Source organism: Pedobacter sp. WC2423 (assembly GCF_040822065.1).
Taxonomy (GTDB): Bacteria; Bacteroidota; Bacteroidia; order Sphingobacteriales; family Sphingobacteriaceae; genus Pedobacter.
Window position 1 is genome coordinate 5,885,138 of the sequence record NZ_CP162005.1, and the last position, 20,151, is coordinate 5,905,288.

Sequence of the window (20,151 nt, forward strand, 5' to 3'; positions counted from 1 at the left end):
ATATCATGTTTAAGAAATTCATAGACAGACCTGTCTTAGCCACTGTTATTTCCATATTATTGGTGATTCTGGGGGTATTGGGACTCACTAAATTGCCTTTACAGCAATTTCCGGATATTGCACCTCCTGCCGTACAGGTAACTGCACTTTATCCAGGAGCAAATGCCGAAACTGTATTACGTTCTGTAGCGCCTTCTCTGGAAGAATCAATCAATGGGGTTGAAAACATGAGCTACATGAGCTCAACAGCGAGTAATGATGGTTCACTGGTCATCTCAGTTTACTTTAAACTGGGTACTGATCCGGATCAGGCAGCGGTAAACGTACAAAATCGTGTAGCACAAGCTACGAGTCAGCTGCCAGCTGAGGTTGTACAGGCAGGGGTAACCACTGCAAAACAACAAAACAGCTTAATCATGGTGGTAGATTTACACACCGATAATGAGAAAAGCTATGATCAGACGTTTTTAGCCAACTATGCGCAGATCAACTTAATTCCTGAGTTAAAAAGGATTCAGGGGGTAGGTCAGGCAAATATATTTGGCGGAAGCAGGGATTATTCGATGCGTGTATGGTTAAATCCTGCACAAATGGCAACTTATAATCTAACGCCAAATGAAGTGATGGCGGTTATTAAAGATAAAAATTTAGAAGCTGCTCCGGGTAAATTCGGGGAGAGCAGTAAGAATGCTTTTGAATATGTACTGAAATATAAAGGTAAATTAACCAAACCAGAAGAGTATCAGAACATGATTATCCGTTCTAATGCTGATGGTTCATTTTTACGTCTTAAAGATGTAGCAAGAGTAGAGTTAGGCTCTTATACCTATTCGAATTTAACCCGTGTAAATGGTAAAGCAGGTCTGAATATTGCAGTTCAGCAGTTGAGTGGATCAAATGCAAATGAGATTCAGATAGCGATCACAAAATTCATGAAAAAAGCTGAAAAGGAATTTCCTAAAGGCGTTTCTTATGATGTGGTTTACAGTACTAAAACTTCTCTGGATCAATCTATTGACCAGGTAATCCATACTTTGATTGAAGCATTTATCCTTGTATTTATTGTTGTATTTATCTTCTTACAGGATTTCCGTTCTACCTTAATTCCAGCGATTGCTGTTCCGGTAGCGATTTTAGGTACTTTCTTTTTCATGAAGCTTTTTGGTTTCTCGATTAATTTGTTAACCTTATTTGCACTGGTACTGGCCATTGGTATTGTGGTCGATGATGCGATTGTGGTGGTCGAGGCTGTCCATGCGAAAATGGAGCATAAAAAAATGGGTCCAAAACCGGCAACAGCAGCTGCAATGCATGAGATTACAGGAGCAATTATTTCAATTACTCTTGTCATGAGTGCGGTGTTCTTACCAGTTGGTTTTATGGAAGGCTCTACCGGAGTGTTCTACAGGCAGTTTGCTTTTACACTGGCCATTGCGATTGTAATTTCGGCTGTGAACGCATTAACATTGAGTCCTGCATTATGTGCTTTGTTCTTAAAAGAAACACATACAGCGGATCATGGTGCTGCTGCTGCTCCAACTAGTTTTAAACAACGTTTCTTTAAAGGTTTCAATACTAGTTTTGAATCTTTAACTAACAGATATGTAGGTAGCCTGAAATTCCTGATCCGTACTAAATGGGTAGGTTTAGCTGGTTTATTAATCGTTATCCTTGCGACCGTATGGATGGTGAAAAGAACACCAACAGGATTTATTCCTTCGGAAGATCAGGGCTTCATCGCGGTTTCGATGTCATTGCCAGCTGGTGCCTCACTGGAAAGAAGTACACAGGTATTGAAAGAAACAGAGGTCTTATTAAGACCATTGGCTTTCACCAAACTGTTTAACGTGCTGGGTGGTTTTAACTTGCTTACGCAGTCAAACAGTCCATCTGCTGGTGCAATGTTCGTGTTATTGAAACCGACAGCAGAACGTGGAGAGGTCAAAGATATCAATGCGATTATGAACATCATCAGAGGTAAACTTGCAGGTGTTAAAGGTGCAAATTTCTTCGTGTTTACTTTCCCTACAGTTCCTGGTTTCAGTAACGTTGACGGTTTGGATATGGTTTTACAAGATAAAACAGGAGGTAACATTGGTAAATTCAGTGGTGTAGCCTACAACTTTATCGGTGAACTGATGAAACGCCCTGAGATTGCAGTAGCTTTTACTAGTTTCAGAGCGGATTATCCGCAGTTAGAACTTCAACTGGACGAAGCTAAAGCTGAACAGTTAGGCGTTTCTGTGAGAGATGTTTTAACGACAATGCAGGCCTATTTTGGTAGTGCGCAGGCTTCAGATTTTAACAGGTTTGGAAAGTACTACAGGGTAATGGTTCAGGCAGATGTTGCTGACCGTGCAGATCCTTCTTCGATGGATAATGTATTTGTGAAAAACAAGGCTGGTGAAAATGTGCCGATCAATACTTTGGTGAAATTGCAAAGAGTTTATGGCCCGGAAACAGTGTCCCGTTACAACTTGTTTAACTCTATTGGTGTGAATGCAATGGCTAAACCAGGTTATAGTTCTGGTGATGCGATCAGGGCGGTAGAAGAAGTGGCTGCAAAGCAGTTACCTTCGGGATTCTCTTATGAGTTTACTGGTTTAACTAAGGAAGAGATTACTTCTGGCGGGCAGTCTGTAATCATCTTTGGATTGTGTTTAGTGTTTGTGTATTTCCTTTTATCTGCGCAATATGAAAGTTACATCCTGCCATTAGCTGTTATTTTATCTATTCCTACTGGTATATTCGGCGTGTTTGTTGCCATCGGTTTAACCGGAATTGAAAATAACATCTATGTGCAGGTGGCACTGGTCATGCTGATTGGATTGCTTGCGAAGAATGCGATTCTGATTGTGGAGTTTGCAGTTCAGCGAAGAAGAGCGGGTAACACTTTAGTTTCTTCAGCTTTAGAAGCTGCTAAGTTAAGGCTTCGTCCGATTATCATGACTTCACTTGCTTTTGTGGTTGGATTGATCCCGATGATGCGTGCAAGTGGTCCTTCTGCTTTAGGTAACCACTCGATTAGTATTGGTGCTGCTGGCGGGATGATCACAGGGGTTATCCTTGGATTGTTCATCATTCCTGTCCTGTTCGTGATCTTCCAGTTTTTACAGGAAAAAGTTACCGGTAAACCTCAGGATACTGCTGTAGTAGAACATGAAGAACCTATTAATATTAATGAATATGAAATCGTATAAAAGTATATATACTGCTCTTTTACTTGTACTCGTGCTGGGTGCTTGTAAAGTATCTAAAGATATTCCCTTACCAGTAAATGCTGCTCCTGAAAAATTCAGGGGTAGTGTTTCAGCTGATACGGCGAGTATTGCAGCACTGCCTTATAAAGATTTTTTTAAGGAACAAACGATCAGGAATCTGATTGATACTGCAATCGTGAATAATTACGATATGCAGATTGCACTGAAAAATATGGAAGCTGCTGCTTTGTTATTTAGTCAGTCGAAATTGGGTAATTTACCAGAATTGAATCTGAAAGTAGCGGCAAGTTCAAGCCGTCCTTCAGACAATAGTTTGAATGGTCTGCAGATTGGCCAGTTTTCTCAGTCTAAACATATTGAGGATTATAGTGTAACTGGTGGATTAAGCTGGGAGGCAGACATCTGGCGCAAAATTGCGAATCAGAGAAACGCAGCAGGTGCGGCTTTTATGCAGTCTGCTGAGGTTAAAAAAGCTGTTCAAACCAGATTAGTATCAAATATTGCACAGAGTTTTTACAGATTGATCATGCTGGATACTCAGCTGGAAATCGCTAAGAAAAACTTGTCTTTAAATGACAGTACGTTAAATATTATCAGGTTACAGTTTGATGCGGGTCAGGTGACTTCATTGGCCATTCAGCAAGCTGAGGCGCAACAGTTGGTTGCTGCTGGCCTGGTTCCTCAACTGGAGCAAAGAATCGCTTTGGAAGAGAATGCTTTAAGTATTTTAACGGGTGCTTTCCCTAAAACTATTGCAAGAATAGGAACTTTAAATTCGATCAATGTTCAAGATCAGGTAAGTAGTGGTATTCCTTCCCGCATGTTAAGTTTAAGACCTGATGTGAAAAGTGCAGAGCTGGAGTTAGTGAAAGCGAATGCGAAGGTTGGGATTGCGAAAGCAAGTTTATATCCTTCATTAGTGATTACTGCAAATGGTGGTTTGAATTCGTTTAAAGCGAGTAACTGGTTTAATATTCCAGGCTCATTGTTTGGTGTGGTTGCTGGTGGGATTACGCAGCCGATTTTTCAACGTAAACAGTTAAGGACTCAGTATGAGGTTGCTTTAGTTGACCGTGAGAAATCAGTGATCCAGTTCAGATCTTCGGTTTTGACTGCGGTTGGTGAGGTTTCTGATGAACTGGTTAAAATTGAGAAATTGAAAGAACAGTATGTGATTGCTGATAAAAGAGTCAGAACTGTGCAGAATAGTTTGAGTAATGCGAATATGTTGTTTAAAAGCGGCATGGCGAATTATTTAGAAGTGATTAATGCACAGAGTAATGCGTTACAGAGTGAGCTGGATTTAGCGACTGTAAAAACTGCACAGTTGAATGCGGTAGTTGAATTGTACAGAGCTTTAGGCGGGGGTTGGAAGTAAACTCTGAAAAATTTCAAAAGGGATACATTACTTTGGTAGTGTATCCCTTTTTTATTTTATAGCGGTTTATGGTTAGAGAAATTATCCTGATTAATTGAATGTTGTATTGGTTTTCAGGACATGTTTTGAAGGCATTATCCGCGTTCAATTGATTAGGAGAGGGTTGGAACATCAAAAAATGATTATGGAACAGTTGTTGATTACCGACATAGAAAACATCTTCTATGGAAAATACAAATACTCCTCCGCAAAAAAAGTCAAGAAGTAAATTCTGGACTATATTAATACTGATTGTTGTTTTATTTCTGGCCGGTTTTGGCTATTATAGATATTTCTTTGTTTTTGGTGAAGGTGTAAAGGCTGGTCAGCTGAATTACTTCGTGAAAAAAGGCTATATGTTCAAGACAAATGAAGGACGTCTCATTCAGACCGGAATACGTTCTCAGGCTCCGGGTAATATAGCTTCTAATGAGTTTATGTTTTCGGTAACAGACCCAAAGGTTGCTGAACAGCTGAATAAAAATGCAGGTTCAAATATTGAAGTGCATTATAAAGAATATATCAGTCCATTGCCGTGGAGAGGGGTAAGTGTGTTTGTGGTAGATAGTTTGATTTCTGCTGTACCGGGTAATGGAGTGAATACACAAAACTAATGGAACAGAGGCTTTGCCTAAATTAAACAATTGTCTGGGCAATTGTTTAATTTAGCAGGCAATGAGAATTCTTCATACGGCCGACTGGCACCTGGGAAAAAGACTGGAACAAAGTGAACGTACGGATGAGCATCAGGCTTTTCTGGACTGGCTGATACTGACTTTACAAACCGAAAATATAGATGTTTTAATCGTTGCTGGTGATGTTTTTGACACCGGAAGTCCCTCTAATACAGCCTTTGAACAGTATTATGGTTTTTTGAGACGGGTTAAGGATACGAATTGCCGGGAAGTCATCATTATTGGGGGCAATCATGATTCTATCAGTACACTAAATGCCCCATCTACACTGCTGAAGTACTTTAATGTACATATTATTGGCGGTGTCCCTGAAGAATTTACAGATCAGATTATTGAAATACACAGCCCTTCTGGTGAACTGGAACTGGTAGTTTGTGCCGTTCCTTTTCTGCGTGACCGCGATATCAGACTTTCTGTTTCGGGCGAAACTGCTGAAGAAAGAGAAGCCAGGATCAAACAGGGAATTTGTGATCACTATCATCGTTTCAAAGAATATATAGGAGAATATAAGGCTAATCACATTCCGGTCATTGCTACAGGACATCTTTTTGCTGCGGGGTCGAGTACTTCGGATAGTGAAAAAGAGATCCATGTAGGTAACCTCGGGCAGGTTGGAGGAGATCAGTTCCCGGCAGAGTTTGATTATGTGGCATTGGGACATATCCATCGCCCGCAGGTCATCAATCAAATGAATCATATCCGGTATTCAGGTTCGCCAATTCCATTGAGTTTTTCTGAAACTGATGATAGAAAACAGGTTATTGTTCTTGAATTTGAAGCAGGAGAGCTGATGAGCCTGGTAGAAGTTGAAGTACCTGGTTACCGGAAACTGATCAGGATTAAAGGGGACTTTGAGAAAGTGAAGACTAAATTAGTTTTGCTGGAAGATCCTGGAACATTATATCCGGCATGGGTAGAGGTTCAGGTAGAAACAGAAACTTTCATTTTCGATCTGGAAGAGCAGTTAAATACGCTGATCGTTAATAAGCCTTTTATAGAACGGTTATTTCCCCGTCAGCTCAGAACAAGAGCGGTCCGGAATCTGGATGAACAAACACATGAGGCAATGGCATTGACAGATCTTGATCCGAAGACGGTGTTTTTAAAGCGCTGTGAGGCAGAATATCCGGAAGAGAATCATGCAGAACTGCTGCTTACTTTTAAAGAAGTTTTGGAATATATGGCGCAAAAGGAGAATAAAGGATGAAAATTATAAGTATCAGATTTTTAAATCTTAATTCCCTTAAAGGGCAGCATGAGATTCGTTTTGATCAGCCTCCTTTTACAGAAAGCGGGATCTTTGCAATTACCGGGCCTACTGGTGCCGGGAAAACAACCATACTTGATGCAATTACAGTTGCTTTATATGGAAGGGTTCACCGCCATACCAGGGATGTATTTGAGATTATGACCCGGCATACGGGGGAATCCTTTGCAGAGGTTGAGTTTGAGGTTAAAGATAGATTATACAGGGCCAAATGGTCAATCAGGCGCAGCCGCGGTAAAGCGGAAGGCCAATTGCAAACACAAAAGATGGAACTGGCCGAGGCGGTTAGCGGTACCATCATTATTGAGCATCCTTTGCAGGATGTCAGAGATAAGATTGTAGAGCTATGTGGCCTGGATTATAACCAGTTTTTACGGTCAGTGATTTTATCACAGGGCGATTTTACACGCTTTTTAAAAGCAGATGAGAATGAAAGAAGTGAGCTGCTGGAAAGGATAACCGATACAGGTATTTATTCGCAGATTTCTATGGATGCTTACGAAAAAGCAAAAGAGGAACGCGCGAGGCTGGATCAGTTAAGAGGGCAGCTGGATCATGTGGTTTTACTCGCTGCTGAAGAAAGGACGATTTATCAGGATAATTTATTGGCACTTTCTACTCAGGAAAGTGAACTGAAAGCACAAGAAGGTTTACTAAGAGCCAAAATTGACTGGCTGAACACGCTGGGGAAACTAGAAGCCCGTAAAGCTGAATTGCTCGAAAGTTTAGCTGCGGATGAGCTTTTCTATACTGCACATGAGGACAGGTTCTTTCGGCTTCAAAAGCACTTATCGGCATTGGTACATCGCCCTGCATTAGCGGAATTAGCTACTATAGAGAGTCAGCAGCTTAAAATTAAACATGATTTACAGCAGGCAGAAGCAGCGCATCCGGATTTGGTTAAAGAGGAATCTGTGATGAAGATTGCTTTGCAACAGGCGAAGCAGAAAATTGAGTTAACAGAGCAAACTATTACAGAATCGGAACCGGTTTTTGAAGCAGTGGCTAAGAAAGATCTGTTGATTGAACAGGCTAAAAGTGAGCTGGATAAAACAAAGAAATCTTTTGAGGCTGCGCAGACGAACCTCCAGACCATTACCACCGCCCGGTTGCAGATGGATCAGCAGTTAAAAGCACTGCAGCAGCGGATTGATATACACTCACAGTGGCTGCAAAGTAATGTCAAAGAGCGTGAACTGGATAAAGAAGTGATCGTATTCAGCCAGTTGGTACAGCAACTGAAGAGTTTAGAAATGAGTGTCACCGGTAAGCAGAAATATTTGCTGGATTATAAAACACAGGCTGAAAAAGAGAAGCTCATTGTTGCTGGCGCTCAAAAGAACAGCTCCTTACTGGAACTGAAACTGGTTGAGCTTCAGACAGCAATTGCGCGCTTCACTCAGGATTTACAGACCGCTTTGGCAGGGAAATCTGCAGAAGAACTGGAGGCGGATTTTAGTGTACTACCTTTACTGATTCAGACTTCCGAACAGCAATTGCGCCTGGCTGGTCAATACCATAAGGTTTTGGCAGAACAAACCGCCTTGACCGCTGTTTTAGCTACCTACCAGAAGCAAAAGATTTCAGCAGCACAGACGGTAGCTGCATTGGAATTGGAGAATGCAGAAGCGGTAACTCAACTGGACTATTTGCAGCAAATTTATGAGCTGGAAGTGAAAGTTCAGAAATATGATGCAGATCGTTTGCAGTTGGAGTCAGAAAAACCCTGTCCGCTTTGCGGCTCTGTGCATCATCCATTTGTGGAAGGGAAATATACCAGTAAATTAACCGAATCTGCAGCCAGGCGTAATCAGCAGCTGGAGAAAGTTGATTTGCTGAAAAAGAATTTAAATCAACAGCTGATCGGGCTGAATACATTAGATCATCAGGTACAGACCAGTGAGAAATCTCTGTTGGTTTTACAGGAAGCTATCGCACAAAGCCTTTTGGAGTTTAATGCAAATAATGAGAAGTTACCCAAGCCTTTAGACCTGAGTAAACCAGGGATTATTGTGGCAGTGATCAACAGAAAGAGATTACAACAGCAGGCTTTGGAGATTCAGCTAAAAGCAGTAAAGCATGCACAGCTGCAAATCAGTACATTGGAGCTACAGGTTACTGCACAAAAAGAGGCTTTAAATCTGGAGCGAAATAAGGTTGAGCAAGCAGGCTTAACGATTAGTTTTGCTGAAAAACAACTGGATTTAACCGGTCAGGAGCTGGCAGCAACTGAGCAGGAAATTAAAGTGGTTGTGGCTAATGCTGCTCAATTGACAAAGCCATTCGGGATTCTTTTTGAGGCAGAACGTGCTGAGGAAATCAGCGCAGAAATGAAGCAAAGGTTTGAGCGTTATCAAACTTTTGAAAAAGAACTCAATCAGTTGCAGCCTGATCTTCGGCAGCAGGAAACGGAACTTAAAAATAGCCTTTTGGTATGGAATGAGAAAAAGGATCAGATAGAGCTGCTGACCGGACAATTGAAGGAAGAAGAAAAGCTTTATCAGCAAATGCAGGAAGACCGTATTGAACTTTTTGGCTCAAAAGATCCTGCGCAGGAAAAAATGCAATTGGTCAATGCTTTAAAGAAATCCAGGGAAGAAGCCGAGAATTTTCAGCGTGCATTACAAGAGAAGCAGGCAAAGGTGCGCATTATTGAAGACCGGAAGGCAACACTTCATGTTTCTTATTTGTCAACTAAAGAATTGTTTAATACCCATTTAGAAAAGCTGATGGGTAAGCTTACCAGCGAGGGATTACAGAGCTTAACAGCGTTAAAGGAGTTATATTTACCTGAGGAGGAAGCAAAGGCTGCTGATGAATTGCAGAAAGAAGCTTTACAGAAAATTGCATCGGGCAAAAGCCTTTTGCTGGCTGCTGAAAAGGATCTGGAAATTGAAAAACAAAAAGCTTTAACGGAAGAAACTGTTGAGCTCATCAGTCCTCAGCTGGAAGAATATAGTCAGCAATTGAGAACTTTAGTAGAGCAGATGGTCAGATTGAGACATCAGCTTGCCGAAGATGATCTGCTGAAATTGAAGCATAGTGAGGTTGCTGAGCAAATTGCTGAGCAGCAGAAACAGTCAGATCGTTTCCAGAAACTGGCTGCTTTGATTGGATCTGCTGATGGTAAAAAGTTTAGCCGCTTTGCACAGGGGCTTACTTTAGCACGGTTAACAGAATTGGCAAACCGCCATTTGCTGCGGTTAAGTGATCGGTACAGTATTCTGAAAAGTCCTGAAAAGGATCTGGATTTACAGATCATTGATGGCTATCAGGCAGATGTGATTAGGCCCATGTCTACGCTTTCTGGTGGAGAGAGTTTCCTGGTCAGCCTTTCGCTGGCTTTAGGTTTATCAGATCTGGCAAGTCGTAAAGTACAAATCAATTCGTTGTTTATTGATGAAGGGTTTGGTACACTTGACGCAGAAACGCTGGATGTTGCGATTACAGCATTGGAGAATTTGCAGGCGAACGGTAAGAGTATTGGTATTATCTCACATGTGGAAACTTTGAAGGAGCGGATAGGTACACAGATACAATTGAGCAGACAACCGGGAGGATCAAGCAAAATAGCCTTGTTTAGCTATGGTGAACTAATAGAGGTTTCTTGAAAGACTTTGCAAATTTAAAAGGTTTGGCCTGTTGAATCAGGAAATAGCTGAGCAGGGCAAATATACAACCGGTAATTCCGCCGGCAATTACATCCTGCAAAAAATGCTGACCGAGGTATATCCTGGAATAGCCCACCAGTGCTGCAGTCAGTAAACAAAGCAGACTGATTTTCTTCTTTTTCAGGCACAGTACCAGTACTGTTGCCATGGCGAATGCCGAAGCGGTATGTCCGGAAGGAAAAGATCCTGAACGCAGCGGCTCTGTTCCAGTTACGAAATGGTGATAATGAAAGGAAATCTGATCAAAGTAAAGAGAAGGTCTGGGCTGGTTGATGCTTCTTTTTAAGAGCTGAACAATCACGCCGGAAGTTAAATAAGCTATAAAAAGGGTTAATGCTGCTTTCTTCTTTTTAAAGAAAAATAAGAGTAAAACGGTGAGCATACAGATAAGACCGTCGCCCATCAATGTATAATAAGAAAAGAAATGATCAAGCCAGGCCGGATGATATAAATTAAGGCTGGTAAAACTTTCTAATTTAGAAGTTGCTATGCAAAAACTGATCGCTGTAATAAACAGTAAAACCAGAAAGATGAAAAACACGGGGCAGCGTCTGATTGATTTGAGCATATGGTGGTAATTCCTGAATGCTCAAAAGTACTATGACAATGTAATGACAATATTAAGGCATGATGATCAATAAAAATAATTGAGCACCATGCCTCTGGTCAGATCCTGTTATTGAAATTATATACGGGCAATTAAACTGCTATCTTGCATGGGTACAACGATATTTGCTGCAAGATGTACATCAAGATACTTTGAAAAATAGGATTGATGTGTTCCATTGATAAAAATAACCGTCTTGCCTTCAATCGTGTTGATTACTTTATCGGACAGCTCTGCTGGCACTGCCGGGCAACCCTGGCTGCGGCCTAGTCTGCCTAATTCATTAATTGTTCCCTGGCTTACATAAGGTGCACCATGAACCACAATAGAACGTTTTCTGGCATTGGAATTATAACCTTCATCCATACCATCCAAACGCAGTGAACGTCCATGTTTACCGTTATAAACTTCGGCGGTCACATAAAATCCAAGACTGCTTTCATAAGAATCAGAGGCATCAGAAAAACGGGTGGCTAAATCATCACCGCTGCGCTGACCATGTGCTACCCAGGTATTTAAAAGAAGGGAGTCTATAGAAAGATCTATAATCCAGAGCCGCTTTTTTGTGCTGTTCTGATCAAAATCTGCAATGGTTAAAATAGATTTTTCACTGGAAACCTTACCAACATTCTTAAGGTTGTAAAATCCTGTCAGTGCTTTTTCAAAAACCTGATGACTAAGGCCTGTTTGTTCCAGATGTGCTGCATTGTAGATTTTGGTCACATGCAGATTGTAAAGAGAGTCTTGTGTAACAACTTTGTCCGGTAAATTCCGGTTTGAACAAGGTATCCAGCTAATTAGAATGGTCAGGGCAAGTATGCTAAATGTTATTCCTGCTCCGCCTAAAAGGTATTTTCTCATAGAATGGGGTTTAAGTGCTATGTTTGATACGATTAATTAGGTAGTCTTTTTCTTCAGATGCTTCTGGTTTTGGAGAGGTTTTTTAGAGTTTAATTAAACAAATGTACTGAAATCTAAACGGTTAGAGCAAAATTGTAGTATAATTACTTCATGATGACTGATATAAATATATAAAAATAGTCCTGTAAATACGATTTATGTATTTTTACTGCCTTGTTAAAATATCTTTTTATGCGGCAGCTTTTTATGTCAAAGTTCACCTGTTCTCCTCTCTTGATTTTTTCTTTTATCTTATTTTTTACAGGTCAGAATCTGGCCTCAGCCCAGGAAAAATGGACTTTATCTGTAAATAAGGAAGGTATCCAGGTTTATACCCGACCGATTGAAAATTCTAAAATCAAAGCTATAAAAGTAGTCACCAATATTCCCGCTGCTTCTTCACAACTGCTGGCTGCGATTATGGATATACAAACTTGTGGTGAATGGGTTTACCATAGCAAAGAAAATGTGCTGATTAAACAAGTTTCTCCACTGGATCTGATCTATTACTCTCTTGTTGATGTCCCATGGCCAGCAGAAGACCGTGATTATGTAGTCCATATTCAAGCAGAACAAGATCCTCAGACTAAAGTAATCACGGTAAATTCCCCCTGTATTCCAGGATATGTCGCGGAAAAGAAGGATATAGTCAGAATCAGCCATTCGGTTGGAAAATGGACGATTACTCCAGTGAGTAAAAATCTGGTCAGAGCGGAATATGTATTGGAAGTTGATCCTATGGGAAATATACCGGCCTGGTTAATCAATCTTTTTGCTACCAAAGGACCGCTGGAAACCTTTAGAAACCTGAAAGCACACGTGCAAAAGGAAACTTACAAAAAGGCCAGATTTAAGCTAATTAGTGATTAAAGAAAATATATTATCGCGGCTGTAAAACATTTAGTCATATTTGGAGTTATACTTATAAACGAAAAACTACAAGTATAAATGAGAATCGAAAGTGAAATTGTAAGTGCAATCCAATCCAGAGACTTTGAAAAAGCGAAATCCTTACTCCATAGCGGTGAAAAAATCCCTAAAGAAGTAACCAGTCAACCCAATTTCACCCTTCCTTTCAGTCAGGTCATCAAAGCTAAAGAATTTGAAATTATTGACCTTTGGGTGGCTGATAAAACTATTGAAACGGATATTTACGAATACGATTCTTTCCGGAAGACAATTTTCGAAACTATAATCAACGAATTTCCGGCAGATGAAGAATCAATTGAATGGTTGTCCGGCTTTTTGGGGAAACTGGATAATATCAATGACGAAATAGTGGATGTAACCTTATTGAGTTATGCGTTTGAAAATGGCGCTGACGTTAAGGTTATTCAGGCGCTGATTGATGCAGGCTGTGATGTAAATTATACGAATAACGCAGAGCAAAGTCTGCTTTATGAAGTTGTTAATAAAAGAATGATGGCCCCTGAAAAAGCAATCGCTTATATGGAGGTCTTAATTGAGGCCGGTTTAGATGTTAATAAGGGCAATGTAGTCGGAGAAACACCACTCATGGCAGCTATTAATAATAACAAGATTGATTATCTGGATTTGCTTTTAGAAAATGGAGCAGATGCAAATGTGCAGGATCAAAAGGGTAAAACAGCTTTTACACGCGCAGTTGTAGATCAGTTCAGTGAAAAACTATATGATAAACTGGCTACTTATACCACGCCGGATTTTGATCAGGCAGATGATACCGGAAATACACTTTTATCTTTTTATTTAAGCCGTCTGAATAACAATTCCTATATCAGCATTTTGCCAAAACTGTTAGAAGCAGGCGCAGACATCAATCAGAAAGCACCACACTATGACCAGCAAAAATCCGGTTTGGACTGGTTAGCGGAAAAATCTTTCGAAACTTTAGAAATAGCGTTGGCAACAGGTAAAATAGAAATTAATGAGCAGGATGATCTGGGCGAAACGATCTTGCATAAGGTATGCAAGTATAATATCGTGCTGGATGAACAAAAAGCAAAGGATATTTATAAAAAAGTAAAGTTGCTGATTGAATCGGGGGCAGATGTAAATGTGGTCAACAGTAATGAAGAAACGCCTTTGATGCTGGCATCCAACAACAATATCAAAATTAAAACAGTACAATTATTAATGTCCAATTCAGCAAAATAATTAACGTATCAAATGTCAATGTCATTCCTGATTGCCTGTGAAAATGGCAATAGAAAAATAGCAGAGTTATTGCTTTCTTCCGATGAAACGGATGTTAAATATACAGATGAAAGAGGCCGGACTGCTTTACATTATGCAGCCTACAGGGGTTATCTGGATATCGTGAAAATACTGGCCGACAAAGGCTCCAATATAGATTATGAAGACCATAATGGAGAAACACCGCTTTATTTTGCGCTGATTCAGAAGCAGAAGCAAACTGCGCTTTTTCTGATTGAAAAAGGTGCTAAGATTGATATCAATGATAATCAAGGCAATAGTTTCGCTCATATTACAGCCAGAACAGCACAGATTGAAGTGCTCAAAAAACTGATAGATCTTGGACTGGAAGCCGATTCAGAGAATAATGATGCGGAAACTCCTTTACTGATTGCTGCGGGTTGCAGTAACAGAGAGATTGTCAAAACACTTTTGGAGCATGGTGCGGATATTCATCAAACAAATAACCTGGGAGATAATGCCTTAGTGATTGCTGCAAAGGCTAAAAATAGCCAGATGGCAGAACTATTAATTGATAGTGGTGCAGAGGTTAATCATATCAATGATGCAGGGGAGAGCGCATTATTGGTGGCTTGTTACGATAATAATCAGTTGATAGTTAAATTGCTGGTCAAAAGAGGTGCAGATATTTTTATTGCTTCAAAAACCGGAATGTCACCAATCTGGTATGCAGTTGCGCACAATCAGAAAGAAACTGTTAAATTATTTATTGAAAATGGACTGGATTCTAATTATGCCAGACCATTTAATAAAGCAGACGGGGCTATGGATTCTTACCTGGATTGGGTGGAAAGCGCAGTGGAGACCACTCTTGATAGTAACTTTACGCTGAATAATGAGGTTTGCAGTGGGGAGAGTTTGCTGCAATTGGCGGTGAAGTGCGGTACGTTGAGCATGGTGAAATTGCTGGTAGAGAAAGACGCCGCTGTAAATTACCAGGATGAATCGGGCAATACTGCTTTACATTATGCGGCTTCGAATGGTAAAAAAGATATTGCTAAATTCCTGTTGGAGAATGGCGCTGATGTTAACGTTGTCAATGTCAAAGAACAAAAGGCTATCGACTATTCTAATATCAAGGGATATAATGAGATTACAGAGCTGATTATGAAATTCAGTGCTCCTGGAACTGTTGTGACTCCTGTAATTAAGGCTGATGTACCTGCCTCTGCTCCGGTAAATGACCTGGCTTCTAAAAAGCAGGCTTTAATGGATCTGAAAGAATTACTCGACGCGGGTATACTTACGCAAGAGGAATTTGATGCAGAAAAGAGTAAGATTTTAAAAGGATAATATAAAAAAACGGGCTGGTTCCTATGTTGGAAACCGGCCCGTTCATTAAACTCAGATGGACGAATTTAGTATCAGGTTTTTGCACCATACAGTTACTGTTACTTCTGCAGATAACGGGCAGTATATTGTTTCTTATGATGAAACGGTAAATGGTGTCGTTGTTCCGTTAGTGCTTGGTGTTATCTACCCTAAAGAGGGTATTGAGCCGGGTACCCGGTGGATTACTGACGATGATTTATCTGAGGAATTAGTGCAGCTGCTGGGCGAGATGATCCAGGACAGGGGGATGTAAAGGGTTAGCTCCTAAACCGCTGTTGCTCCTTTCATTAATTCTCTGTGTTTTGCTCCCCATTGACTGAGCTGTTTCCAAATCGGGATCAGCTCTATTCCTATAGTTGTTAGTTCGTACTCCACTCTTGGTGGTACTTCTGCGTAAACAGTGCGTTTAATAATTCCGTCATTCTCCAGTTCTCTTAAATGTAAAGTCAGCATGCGCTCGGTAATGTTGCAGATTTCTCTTTTGAGCTCACTGAACCTGAGTTTCCCCGGTTCCAGTTTACAAAGTATTAACAGTTTCCACCTTCCACCTACCATGCAAATTGAATAGGTTAAGTCACAGTCATTTGTGATGTATTTTCTATTTAAGTTATTCGTTGAATTCTCCTTGATATTTCCCATTACTTACTTTTTTGTATGTACCATACAATAGGCGCATTGGCTGTAAAAGTAAGGGTTACCATTTAATTTAGCCAGCTCAATTTAAATAAGTCGAGATGATTAAATATCCATTAATGTTAACTATGATACTATCCGGAACAAATTTACAGGCACAAAAACCTTCAATTACCAATGAAAAATTATATCATATTGATAATTTAGCACAACAATTAATTCAAACTGGTCAAATTGCTGGTGCGAGCATACTGCTCTTTAAAGATGGGCAGACCATTTACAATAAAGCATTTGGTTATGCAGATCCTGAAACTAAAAAGGCAATGCAAACCAACAGTATTTTTAGAATTGCTTCACAAACGAAGGCGATTACTAGTATTGCAGCAATGATGCTTTGGGAACAGGGGAAGTTCTTACTGGATGAACCTGTTTCTAAATATATCCCTGAATTTAAGAAAACAGCCGTACTTAAAAATTTCAACCCGGCAGATAGCAGTTATACGACTCAGCCGGTCGTCCGGGAAATTACGATCCGTGATTTGTTACGCCATACTTCCGGGCTGAGTTATCCTGTGTTTTCTATCGATGAAAGACTTAACGCAATTTATGCTAAAGCAGGTGTTTCTACTGGTCTGGGTAGCAAGGGGGTATTAAAGGAAAGGATAGAACTTCTGGCTGAACAGCCTCTATTACATCAGCCAGGAGAAGCTTTTACTTATGGATTGAATACAGATGTACTGGGGAGGCTAGTAGAGGTCTGGAGCGGATTAAGTTTACAAGACTTCCTAAAGATCAGGATTTTTGATCCGCTGGAAATGGAAGACACTTATTTTCATTTGCCAAAAGGGAAAATTGACAGGCTGGTTGCACTGGATCAAAAGGTGGATGGTAAGCTAAAGAAACGAAAAGAGTTGATTTATGAAGGGAATGAGGTAAACTATCCGGCTGCCGGTGGAATTTATGTATCTGGTGGTGCTGGTTTAAGTTCAACAACGTCTGATTACTTAAAGTTTCTTCAAATGGTATTGAATAAAGGGATTTATAAAGGGAAAAGGCTGATCGGGGAGAAGACTATTGAGCTGATGCTGAAGAATCAGCTTACTGAAAGTATGAAAATAAACGGACAAGAGGAAAACTTTCAATTTGGTTTAGGCTGGGGATTAGTGAATAAGCGAAATGGTTACCTGCATCCGTTAAGCAAGGGTTCTTTCTTTTGGGGTGGTGCTTATAATACGCATTACTGGGTAGATCCGAAAGAACAGTTGATCGGGCTTGTTTTTACACAGGAATATATGCCTGATTCTTATTGGGATTTGGGTTATTTATTCAAAAATGTGTTTTATTCTCTGATAGAAAGTAAATAAGTCATGATTGTAAACAAAAAAACAGCTTATATCGGGTGCCTGGGAATGATTGGCATCATCAGTACGGAGTTTGGCGTAATTGGTGTATTGCCTCAAATTGCTGAGCATTATCAGATTACTATTGATAAAGCGGGTATTCTGCTCAGTGCATTTGCGCTGGTTATTGCATTAACCGGCCCTTTTATGACTTTAATGGCCTCTGGTTTCGACCGTAAAAAAGTGATGGTAGCTGCGATTGCTATATTTTTAGTGACCGGTATGGTCTCCTCTTTTGCACCTCCTTTCTGGTTGCTGCTTACGGTACGTATATTACCGGCATTCTTACAGCCAGTTTATATCTCAACAGCTATTGCAGCCGCTGTAGCTTCTGGTCAGCAAAAGGATGAGCATCGGTTAATGGGTATTGTATTAGGCGGAATTGCTATTGCAATGGTGACTACTGTTCCTCTGGCAACTTATCTGGCCGGAATATTTACCTGGAAAGCGTCATTTATGGTGCAAACTGCGGTAAGCGGGCTTGCACTCATTGGTATATTGAAAATGCTGCCCCCTATGCCAGTTTTAACCCGAAAATCATTTGGCAGCCAATTACAAATTCTGAGACGTCCTGCTTTTCTGATTAGTATAGCAATGAATTTCTTTATGATTGCAGCCTGGTTTTCTACTTATAGCTATTTCGCTGATTATCTGGGTAAGGTCAAACAGATGGATGAAAAAATGATCAGTTATATGCTATTCTTATTTGGGATTACTGGAATTATTTCCAATTGGATTTCCGGAAAGATGCTGAGTAAAAGTATTCCATTAACCACAGCAGTATTTTTATCCGGTACGCTATTGATCCCTTTCGCTTTGCAATATTCAGGTGGAAATACGGGAATGACTATTTTGGTTGTTGCGGTTTGGGGGTTTCTGTATGCTCCTTGTTTTCTTAACGCTTCTGCTTATATGATTTCTGCTGCACCACAAGCGCTGGAGTTTGCCAATAGCCTGGCTACTTCTTTTGGGAATCTTGGCGTGTCTGTGGGAACCATTGTGAGCGGATGGGTTATTGCGACCAGTGGAATAGCGATGTCTCCATGGGTTGGGATGAGCTTTGGTCTGTTGTCTTTGGCGATGATCGGACTGAGAAGCCTGATCGAAAGCCGGCAGGGAAAAGTCAAATGCTACTCTTAATATTTAAATTTATCGCTTAAATTAAATGGCTTCTTCCTATATTACAGTTATGAAATGGTTCAATCAGCCCGGCACATGGAATGGAGATGCTGCCCTTTTAAATTTTACGGTAGATCCGGATACGGATTACTGGCAAGTAACACATTATGGCTTTAAACGTGATAATGGCCCGTTTTATTATCAGGAAGTTACTGGCGATTTCCAGGCAAGCGTAAAAATTAGCGGTCAGTATCAGGAACTTTTCCATCAGGCCGGATTAATGATCAGGATAGATGAAAAGAACTGGATTAAAACCGGGATAGAATATGTAGATGGTGTTCAGAATATCAGTGCAGTAGTGACCAGGGAGGTTTCGGACTGGTCGGTAGTACCACGTCATGATAGTCCTGAATCCGTTTGGTTAAAATTACTGCGCAAAGGTGATTATGTAGAGATTAAATATTCATTTGATCAAAAGAATTATGATATGCTGCGTCTGGCTTATTTTCCTCCTGGTGTAAAAGTGCAGATCGGTATGGTTGCTGCGGCGCCTGGGAAAGAGAGTTTCCCGGTGACATTTGAAGATTTTAAAGTAGAGGCTGTATAAACAGATATAAATTAAGGGAGCTTTTTCCAGAGGCTCCCTTAATTGTTTATAATTTGGGTTTACTCGCCACAAAAGGGGCTTTTTTAATATAAGTTTTATCCGTAATCTGATCGATCAGGAAATCAGCAAGGTCTGTTGTACTGATGAGCTCTTCCAGACAATCTTTCAAATCAACTACCAGGCCCCGTCTTTCTGTAGTTTTCTCAATCCATGGTAATCTGACAATTGTCCAGTCTATTGAACTGGCGGTAAGGATTTCATAAGCTTTTTGTTTATCTGCCACAATCAAGGGGAAAGTTGTTTTCATCCAGGTTGTGCCTGTTAAATTTTTGTCGCTTTTCTGATCTCCTGGAACTTCGAGATTAGAACCGGTTAACAGGATGTACCTCCTGAGTTTAAACTTCTCCATAGCTTTGATGATATTTTCAGTAGCCAGGCTTGAAATCAATACCTCGTCTTTATTCTGACCGATTGCACTGATGACAACGTCACAGCCGTCTATCAATTGATTTGCGGTTGTGAGGTCTTTGATGTCGCCTGCTACGAGTTCCATGGCAGGATGTGACAGGGTGTAGTTTTTTGGTTTTCTGATCAGAGATTTTACCTGATATCCATTATTTAGTAATTCCTGAAGCAGGTATTGACCCGCTTTTCCTGTTGCGCCTAACAGCGCAACTTTTATAGCTTGTTTCATTGATTTCTTTATAAAATTATTGAAAATATTGTGCCTTCACCATTAGTCAGCTGACCTGGTGAATACACGGATTTTGGGGAATCCGCTTGACTAAGCGATATTTTATAAAGACAGTAGAATAGGTTAAATTTACATAATTTATCAATCAATTGTACATGAAGTTTCATCAATCAGAGCCGGTTACTAAAGGCGGATTCCATTTAACAATTAATGAGGCTGGTTTACAGGAATTCTATACAGCCAGTTATACTGAAGGAAACCTGGTTGAGATGGTGATGGTCATTGGGGATAAAGTAATTACCAATTACCTGCATGCTTTAACTGAAGTTCCTGTAGACTGCCTTTAGCACCTGTTTTGTAATAAACGATTCTGCATTGATAATATTAAAATA

17 protein-coding genes are annotated in these 20,151 nt (G+C 40.3%); 13 read left to right on the plus strand and 4 right to left on the minus strand.

The window, feature by feature from the left end; all coding sequences use genetic code 11:
• Positions 1 to 5: 5 nt before the first annotated feature.
• The 5 genes from AB3G38_RS24810 (at position 6) to AB3G38_RS24830 (ending at position 10,211) form a co-directional block, all read left to right on the plus strand.
• Complete coding sequence (locus AB3G38_RS24810; protein ID WP_367866372.1) at positions 6 to 3,200, plus strand: efflux RND transporter permease subunit; 3,195 nt, start codon at positions 6 to 8, stop codon at positions 3,198 to 3,200.
• Entirely contained in the window at positions 3,187 to 4,599 is a 1,413-nt protein-coding gene (locus AB3G38_RS24815; RefSeq protein ID WP_367866373.1) for a TolC family protein, read from the plus strand. Before AB3G38_RS24810 ends, AB3G38_RS24815 begins: the two co-directional genes overlap by 14 nt.
• Before the next feature lie 224 nt (positions 4,600 to 4,823).
• Positions 4,824 to 5,252 carry a hypothetical protein gene (locus tag AB3G38_RS24820; protein ID WP_367866374.1) on the plus strand — a complete coding sequence of 143 codons (429 nt, stop codon included), beginning with the start codon at positions 4,824 to 4,826 and terminating at the stop codon, positions 5,250 to 5,252.
• Between the two features lie 61 nt (positions 5,253 to 5,313).
• A complete protein-coding gene (locus AB3G38_RS24825) occupies positions 5,314 to 6,540 on the plus strand; it encodes an exonuclease SbcCD subunit D C-terminal domain-containing protein (protein WP_367866375.1) in 1,227 nt (408 codons plus the stop codon).
• Complete coding sequence (locus AB3G38_RS24830; protein ID WP_367866376.1) at positions 6,537 to 10,211, plus strand: AAA family ATPase; 3,675 nt, start codon at positions 6,537 to 6,539, stop codon at positions 10,209 to 10,211. Before AB3G38_RS24825 ends, AB3G38_RS24830 begins: the two co-directional genes overlap by 4 nt.
• Here AB3G38_RS24830 and AB3G38_RS24835 read toward each other — a convergent pair.
• Together AB3G38_RS24835 and AB3G38_RS24840 are read right to left on the minus strand one after the other, a co-directional pair.
• Positions 10,180 to 10,839: a phosphatase PAP2 family protein gene (locus AB3G38_RS24835; RefSeq protein WP_367866377.1), complete on the minus strand. Its 660-nt coding sequence runs from the start codon at positions 10,837 to 10,839 to the stop codon at positions 10,180 to 10,182. The genes AB3G38_RS24830 and AB3G38_RS24835 overlap by 32 nt on opposite strands.
• A gap of 117 nt (positions 10,840 to 10,956) precedes the next feature.
• Positions 10,957 to 11,739: a murein L,D-transpeptidase catalytic domain family protein gene (locus AB3G38_RS24840; RefSeq protein WP_367866378.1), complete on the minus strand. Its 783-nt coding sequence runs from the start codon at positions 11,737 to 11,739 to the stop codon at positions 10,957 to 10,959.
• Positions 11,740 to 11,985: 246 nt separating this feature from the next.
• Here AB3G38_RS24840 and AB3G38_RS24845 point away from each other — a divergent pair, with 246 nt between their 5' ends.
• The 4 genes from AB3G38_RS24845 to AB3G38_RS24860 all read left to right on the plus strand — a co-directional run bounded on the left by AB3G38_RS24845 (position 11,986) and on the right by AB3G38_RS24860 (position 15,559).
• Entirely contained in the window at positions 11,986 to 12,648 is a 663-nt protein-coding gene (locus AB3G38_RS24845; protein ID WP_367866379.1) for an START domain-containing protein, read from the plus strand.
• 78 nt (positions 12,649 to 12,726) lie between these two features.
• Positions 12,727 to 13,914 (plus strand): ankyrin repeat domain-containing protein, encoded by a 1,188-nt coding sequence (locus AB3G38_RS24850; protein WP_367866380.1) that lies wholly within the window; start codon positions 12,727 to 12,729, stop codon positions 13,912 to 13,914.
• 12 nt (positions 13,915 to 13,926) lie between these two features.
• Complete coding sequence (locus AB3G38_RS24855; protein ID WP_367866381.1) at positions 13,927 to 15,267, plus strand: ankyrin repeat domain-containing protein; 1,341 nt, start codon at positions 13,927 to 13,929, stop codon at positions 15,265 to 15,267.
• Positions 15,268 to 15,322: 55 nt separating this feature from the next.
• Positions 15,323 to 15,559 carry a hypothetical protein gene (locus AB3G38_RS24860; RefSeq protein ID WP_367866382.1) on the plus strand — a complete coding sequence of 79 codons (237 nt, stop codon included), beginning with the start codon at positions 15,323 to 15,325 and terminating at the stop codon, positions 15,557 to 15,559.
• Positions 15,560 to 15,570: 11 nt separating this feature from the next.
• Here the strand turns inward: AB3G38_RS24860 and AB3G38_RS24865 are convergent, their stop codons facing one another.
• A complete protein-coding gene (locus AB3G38_RS24865) occupies positions 15,571 to 15,945 on the minus strand; it encodes a winged helix-turn-helix transcriptional regulator (protein ID WP_367866383.1) in 375 nt (124 codons plus the stop codon).
• A gap of 113 nt (positions 15,946 to 16,058) precedes the next feature.
• Here AB3G38_RS24865 and AB3G38_RS24870 point away from each other — a divergent pair, with 113 nt between their 5' ends.
• Genes AB3G38_RS24870 through AB3G38_RS24880 form a run of 3 tightly spaced genes read left to right on the plus strand, consistent with a single transcriptional unit; the run spans position 16,059 to position 19,065 of the window.
• The gene (locus AB3G38_RS24870; protein ID WP_367866384.1) at positions 16,059 to 17,303 is read left to right on the plus strand and encodes a serine hydrolase domain-containing protein; all 1,245 of its coding nucleotides are present in this window, start codon (positions 16,059 to 16,061) and stop codon (positions 17,301 to 17,303) included.
• A 3-nt stretch (positions 17,304 to 17,306) separates the two neighbouring features.
• The gene (locus AB3G38_RS24875) at positions 17,307 to 18,479 is read left to right on the plus strand and encodes an MFS transporter (RefSeq protein WP_367866385.1); all 1,173 of its coding nucleotides are present in this window, start codon (positions 17,307 to 17,309) and stop codon (positions 18,477 to 18,479) included.
• A gap of 49 nt (positions 18,480 to 18,528) precedes the next feature.
• On the plus strand, positions 18,529 to 19,065 hold the full coding sequence (locus AB3G38_RS24880; RefSeq protein ID WP_367866386.1) for a DUF1349 domain-containing protein: 537 nt from the start codon (positions 18,529 to 18,531) through the stop codon (positions 19,063 to 19,065).
• A gap of 46 nt (positions 19,066 to 19,111) precedes the next feature.
• Here the strand turns inward: AB3G38_RS24880 and AB3G38_RS24885 are convergent, their stop codons facing one another.
• On the minus strand, positions 19,112 to 19,759 hold the full coding sequence (locus tag AB3G38_RS24885; protein ID WP_367866387.1) for an NAD(P)-dependent oxidoreductase: 648 nt from the start codon (positions 19,757 to 19,759) through the stop codon (positions 19,112 to 19,114).
• A 155-nt stretch (positions 19,760 to 19,914) separates the two neighbouring features.
• Between AB3G38_RS24885 and AB3G38_RS24890 the strand changes: the two genes are divergently transcribed.
• Positions 19,915 to 20,106 (plus strand): hypothetical protein, encoded by a 192-nt coding sequence (locus AB3G38_RS24890; RefSeq protein ID WP_367866388.1) that lies wholly within the window; start codon positions 19,915 to 19,917, stop codon positions 20,104 to 20,106.
• Positions 20,107 to 20,151: the final 45 nt, after the last annotated feature.

What these genes read in the sequence shown, in the direction of transcription:
- AB3G38_RS24810 (WP_367866372.1), top strand. Translation starts at nt 6, where the DNA reads ATGTTTAAGAAATTCATAGACAGACCTGTCTTAGCCACTGTTATTTCC.
- AB3G38_RS24815 (WP_367866373.1), top strand. Translation starts at nt 3,187, where the DNA reads ATGAAATCGTATAAAAGTATATATACTGCTCTTTTACTTGTACTCGTG.
- AB3G38_RS24820 (WP_367866374.1), top strand. Translation starts at nt 4,824, where the DNA reads ATGGAAAATACAAATACTCCTCCGCAAAAAAAGTCAAGAAGTAAATTC.
- AB3G38_RS24825 (WP_367866375.1), top strand. Translation starts at nt 5,314, where the DNA reads ATGAGAATTCTTCATACGGCCGACTGGCACCTGGGAAAAAGACTGGAA.
- AB3G38_RS24830 (WP_367866376.1), top strand. Translation starts at nt 6,537, where the DNA reads ATGAAAATTATAAGTATCAGATTTTTAAATCTTAATTCCCTTAAAGGG.
- AB3G38_RS24835 (WP_367866377.1), bottom strand. Translation starts at nt 10,839, where the DNA reads ATGCTCAAATCAATCAGACGCTGCCCCGTGTTTTTCATCTTTCTGGTT.
- AB3G38_RS24840 (WP_367866378.1), bottom strand. Translation starts at nt 11,739, where the DNA reads ATGAGAAAATACCTTTTAGGCGGAGCAGGAATAACATTTAGCATACTT.
- AB3G38_RS24845 (WP_367866379.1), top strand. Translation starts at nt 11,986, where the DNA reads ATGTCAAAGTTCACCTGTTCTCCTCTCTTGATTTTTTCTTTTATCTTA.
- AB3G38_RS24850 (WP_367866380.1), top strand. Translation starts at nt 12,727, where the DNA reads ATGAGAATCGAAAGTGAAATTGTAAGTGCAATCCAATCCAGAGACTTT.
- AB3G38_RS24855 (WP_367866381.1), top strand. Translation starts at nt 13,927, where the DNA reads ATGTCAATGTCATTCCTGATTGCCTGTGAAAATGGCAATAGAAAAATA.
- AB3G38_RS24860 (WP_367866382.1), top strand. Translation starts at nt 15,323, where the DNA reads ATGGACGAATTTAGTATCAGGTTTTTGCACCATACAGTTACTGTTACT.
- AB3G38_RS24865 (WP_367866383.1), bottom strand. Translation starts at nt 15,945, where the DNA reads ATGGGAAATATCAAGGAGAATTCAACGAATAACTTAAATAGAAAATAC.
- AB3G38_RS24870 (WP_367866384.1), top strand. Translation starts at nt 16,059, where the DNA reads ATGTTAACTATGATACTATCCGGAACAAATTTACAGGCACAAAAACCT.
- AB3G38_RS24875 (WP_367866385.1), top strand. Translation starts at nt 17,307, where the DNA reads ATGATTGTAAACAAAAAAACAGCTTATATCGGGTGCCTGGGAATGATT.
- AB3G38_RS24880 (WP_367866386.1), top strand. Translation starts at nt 18,529, where the DNA reads ATGAAATGGTTCAATCAGCCCGGCACATGGAATGGAGATGCTGCCCTT.
- AB3G38_RS24885 (WP_367866387.1), bottom strand. Translation starts at nt 19,759, where the DNA reads ATGAAACAAGCTATAAAAGTTGCGCTGTTAGGCGCAACAGGAAAAGCG.
- AB3G38_RS24890 (WP_367866388.1), top strand. Translation starts at nt 19,915, where the DNA reads ATGAAGTTTCATCAATCAGAGCCGGTTACTAAAGGCGGATTCCATTTA.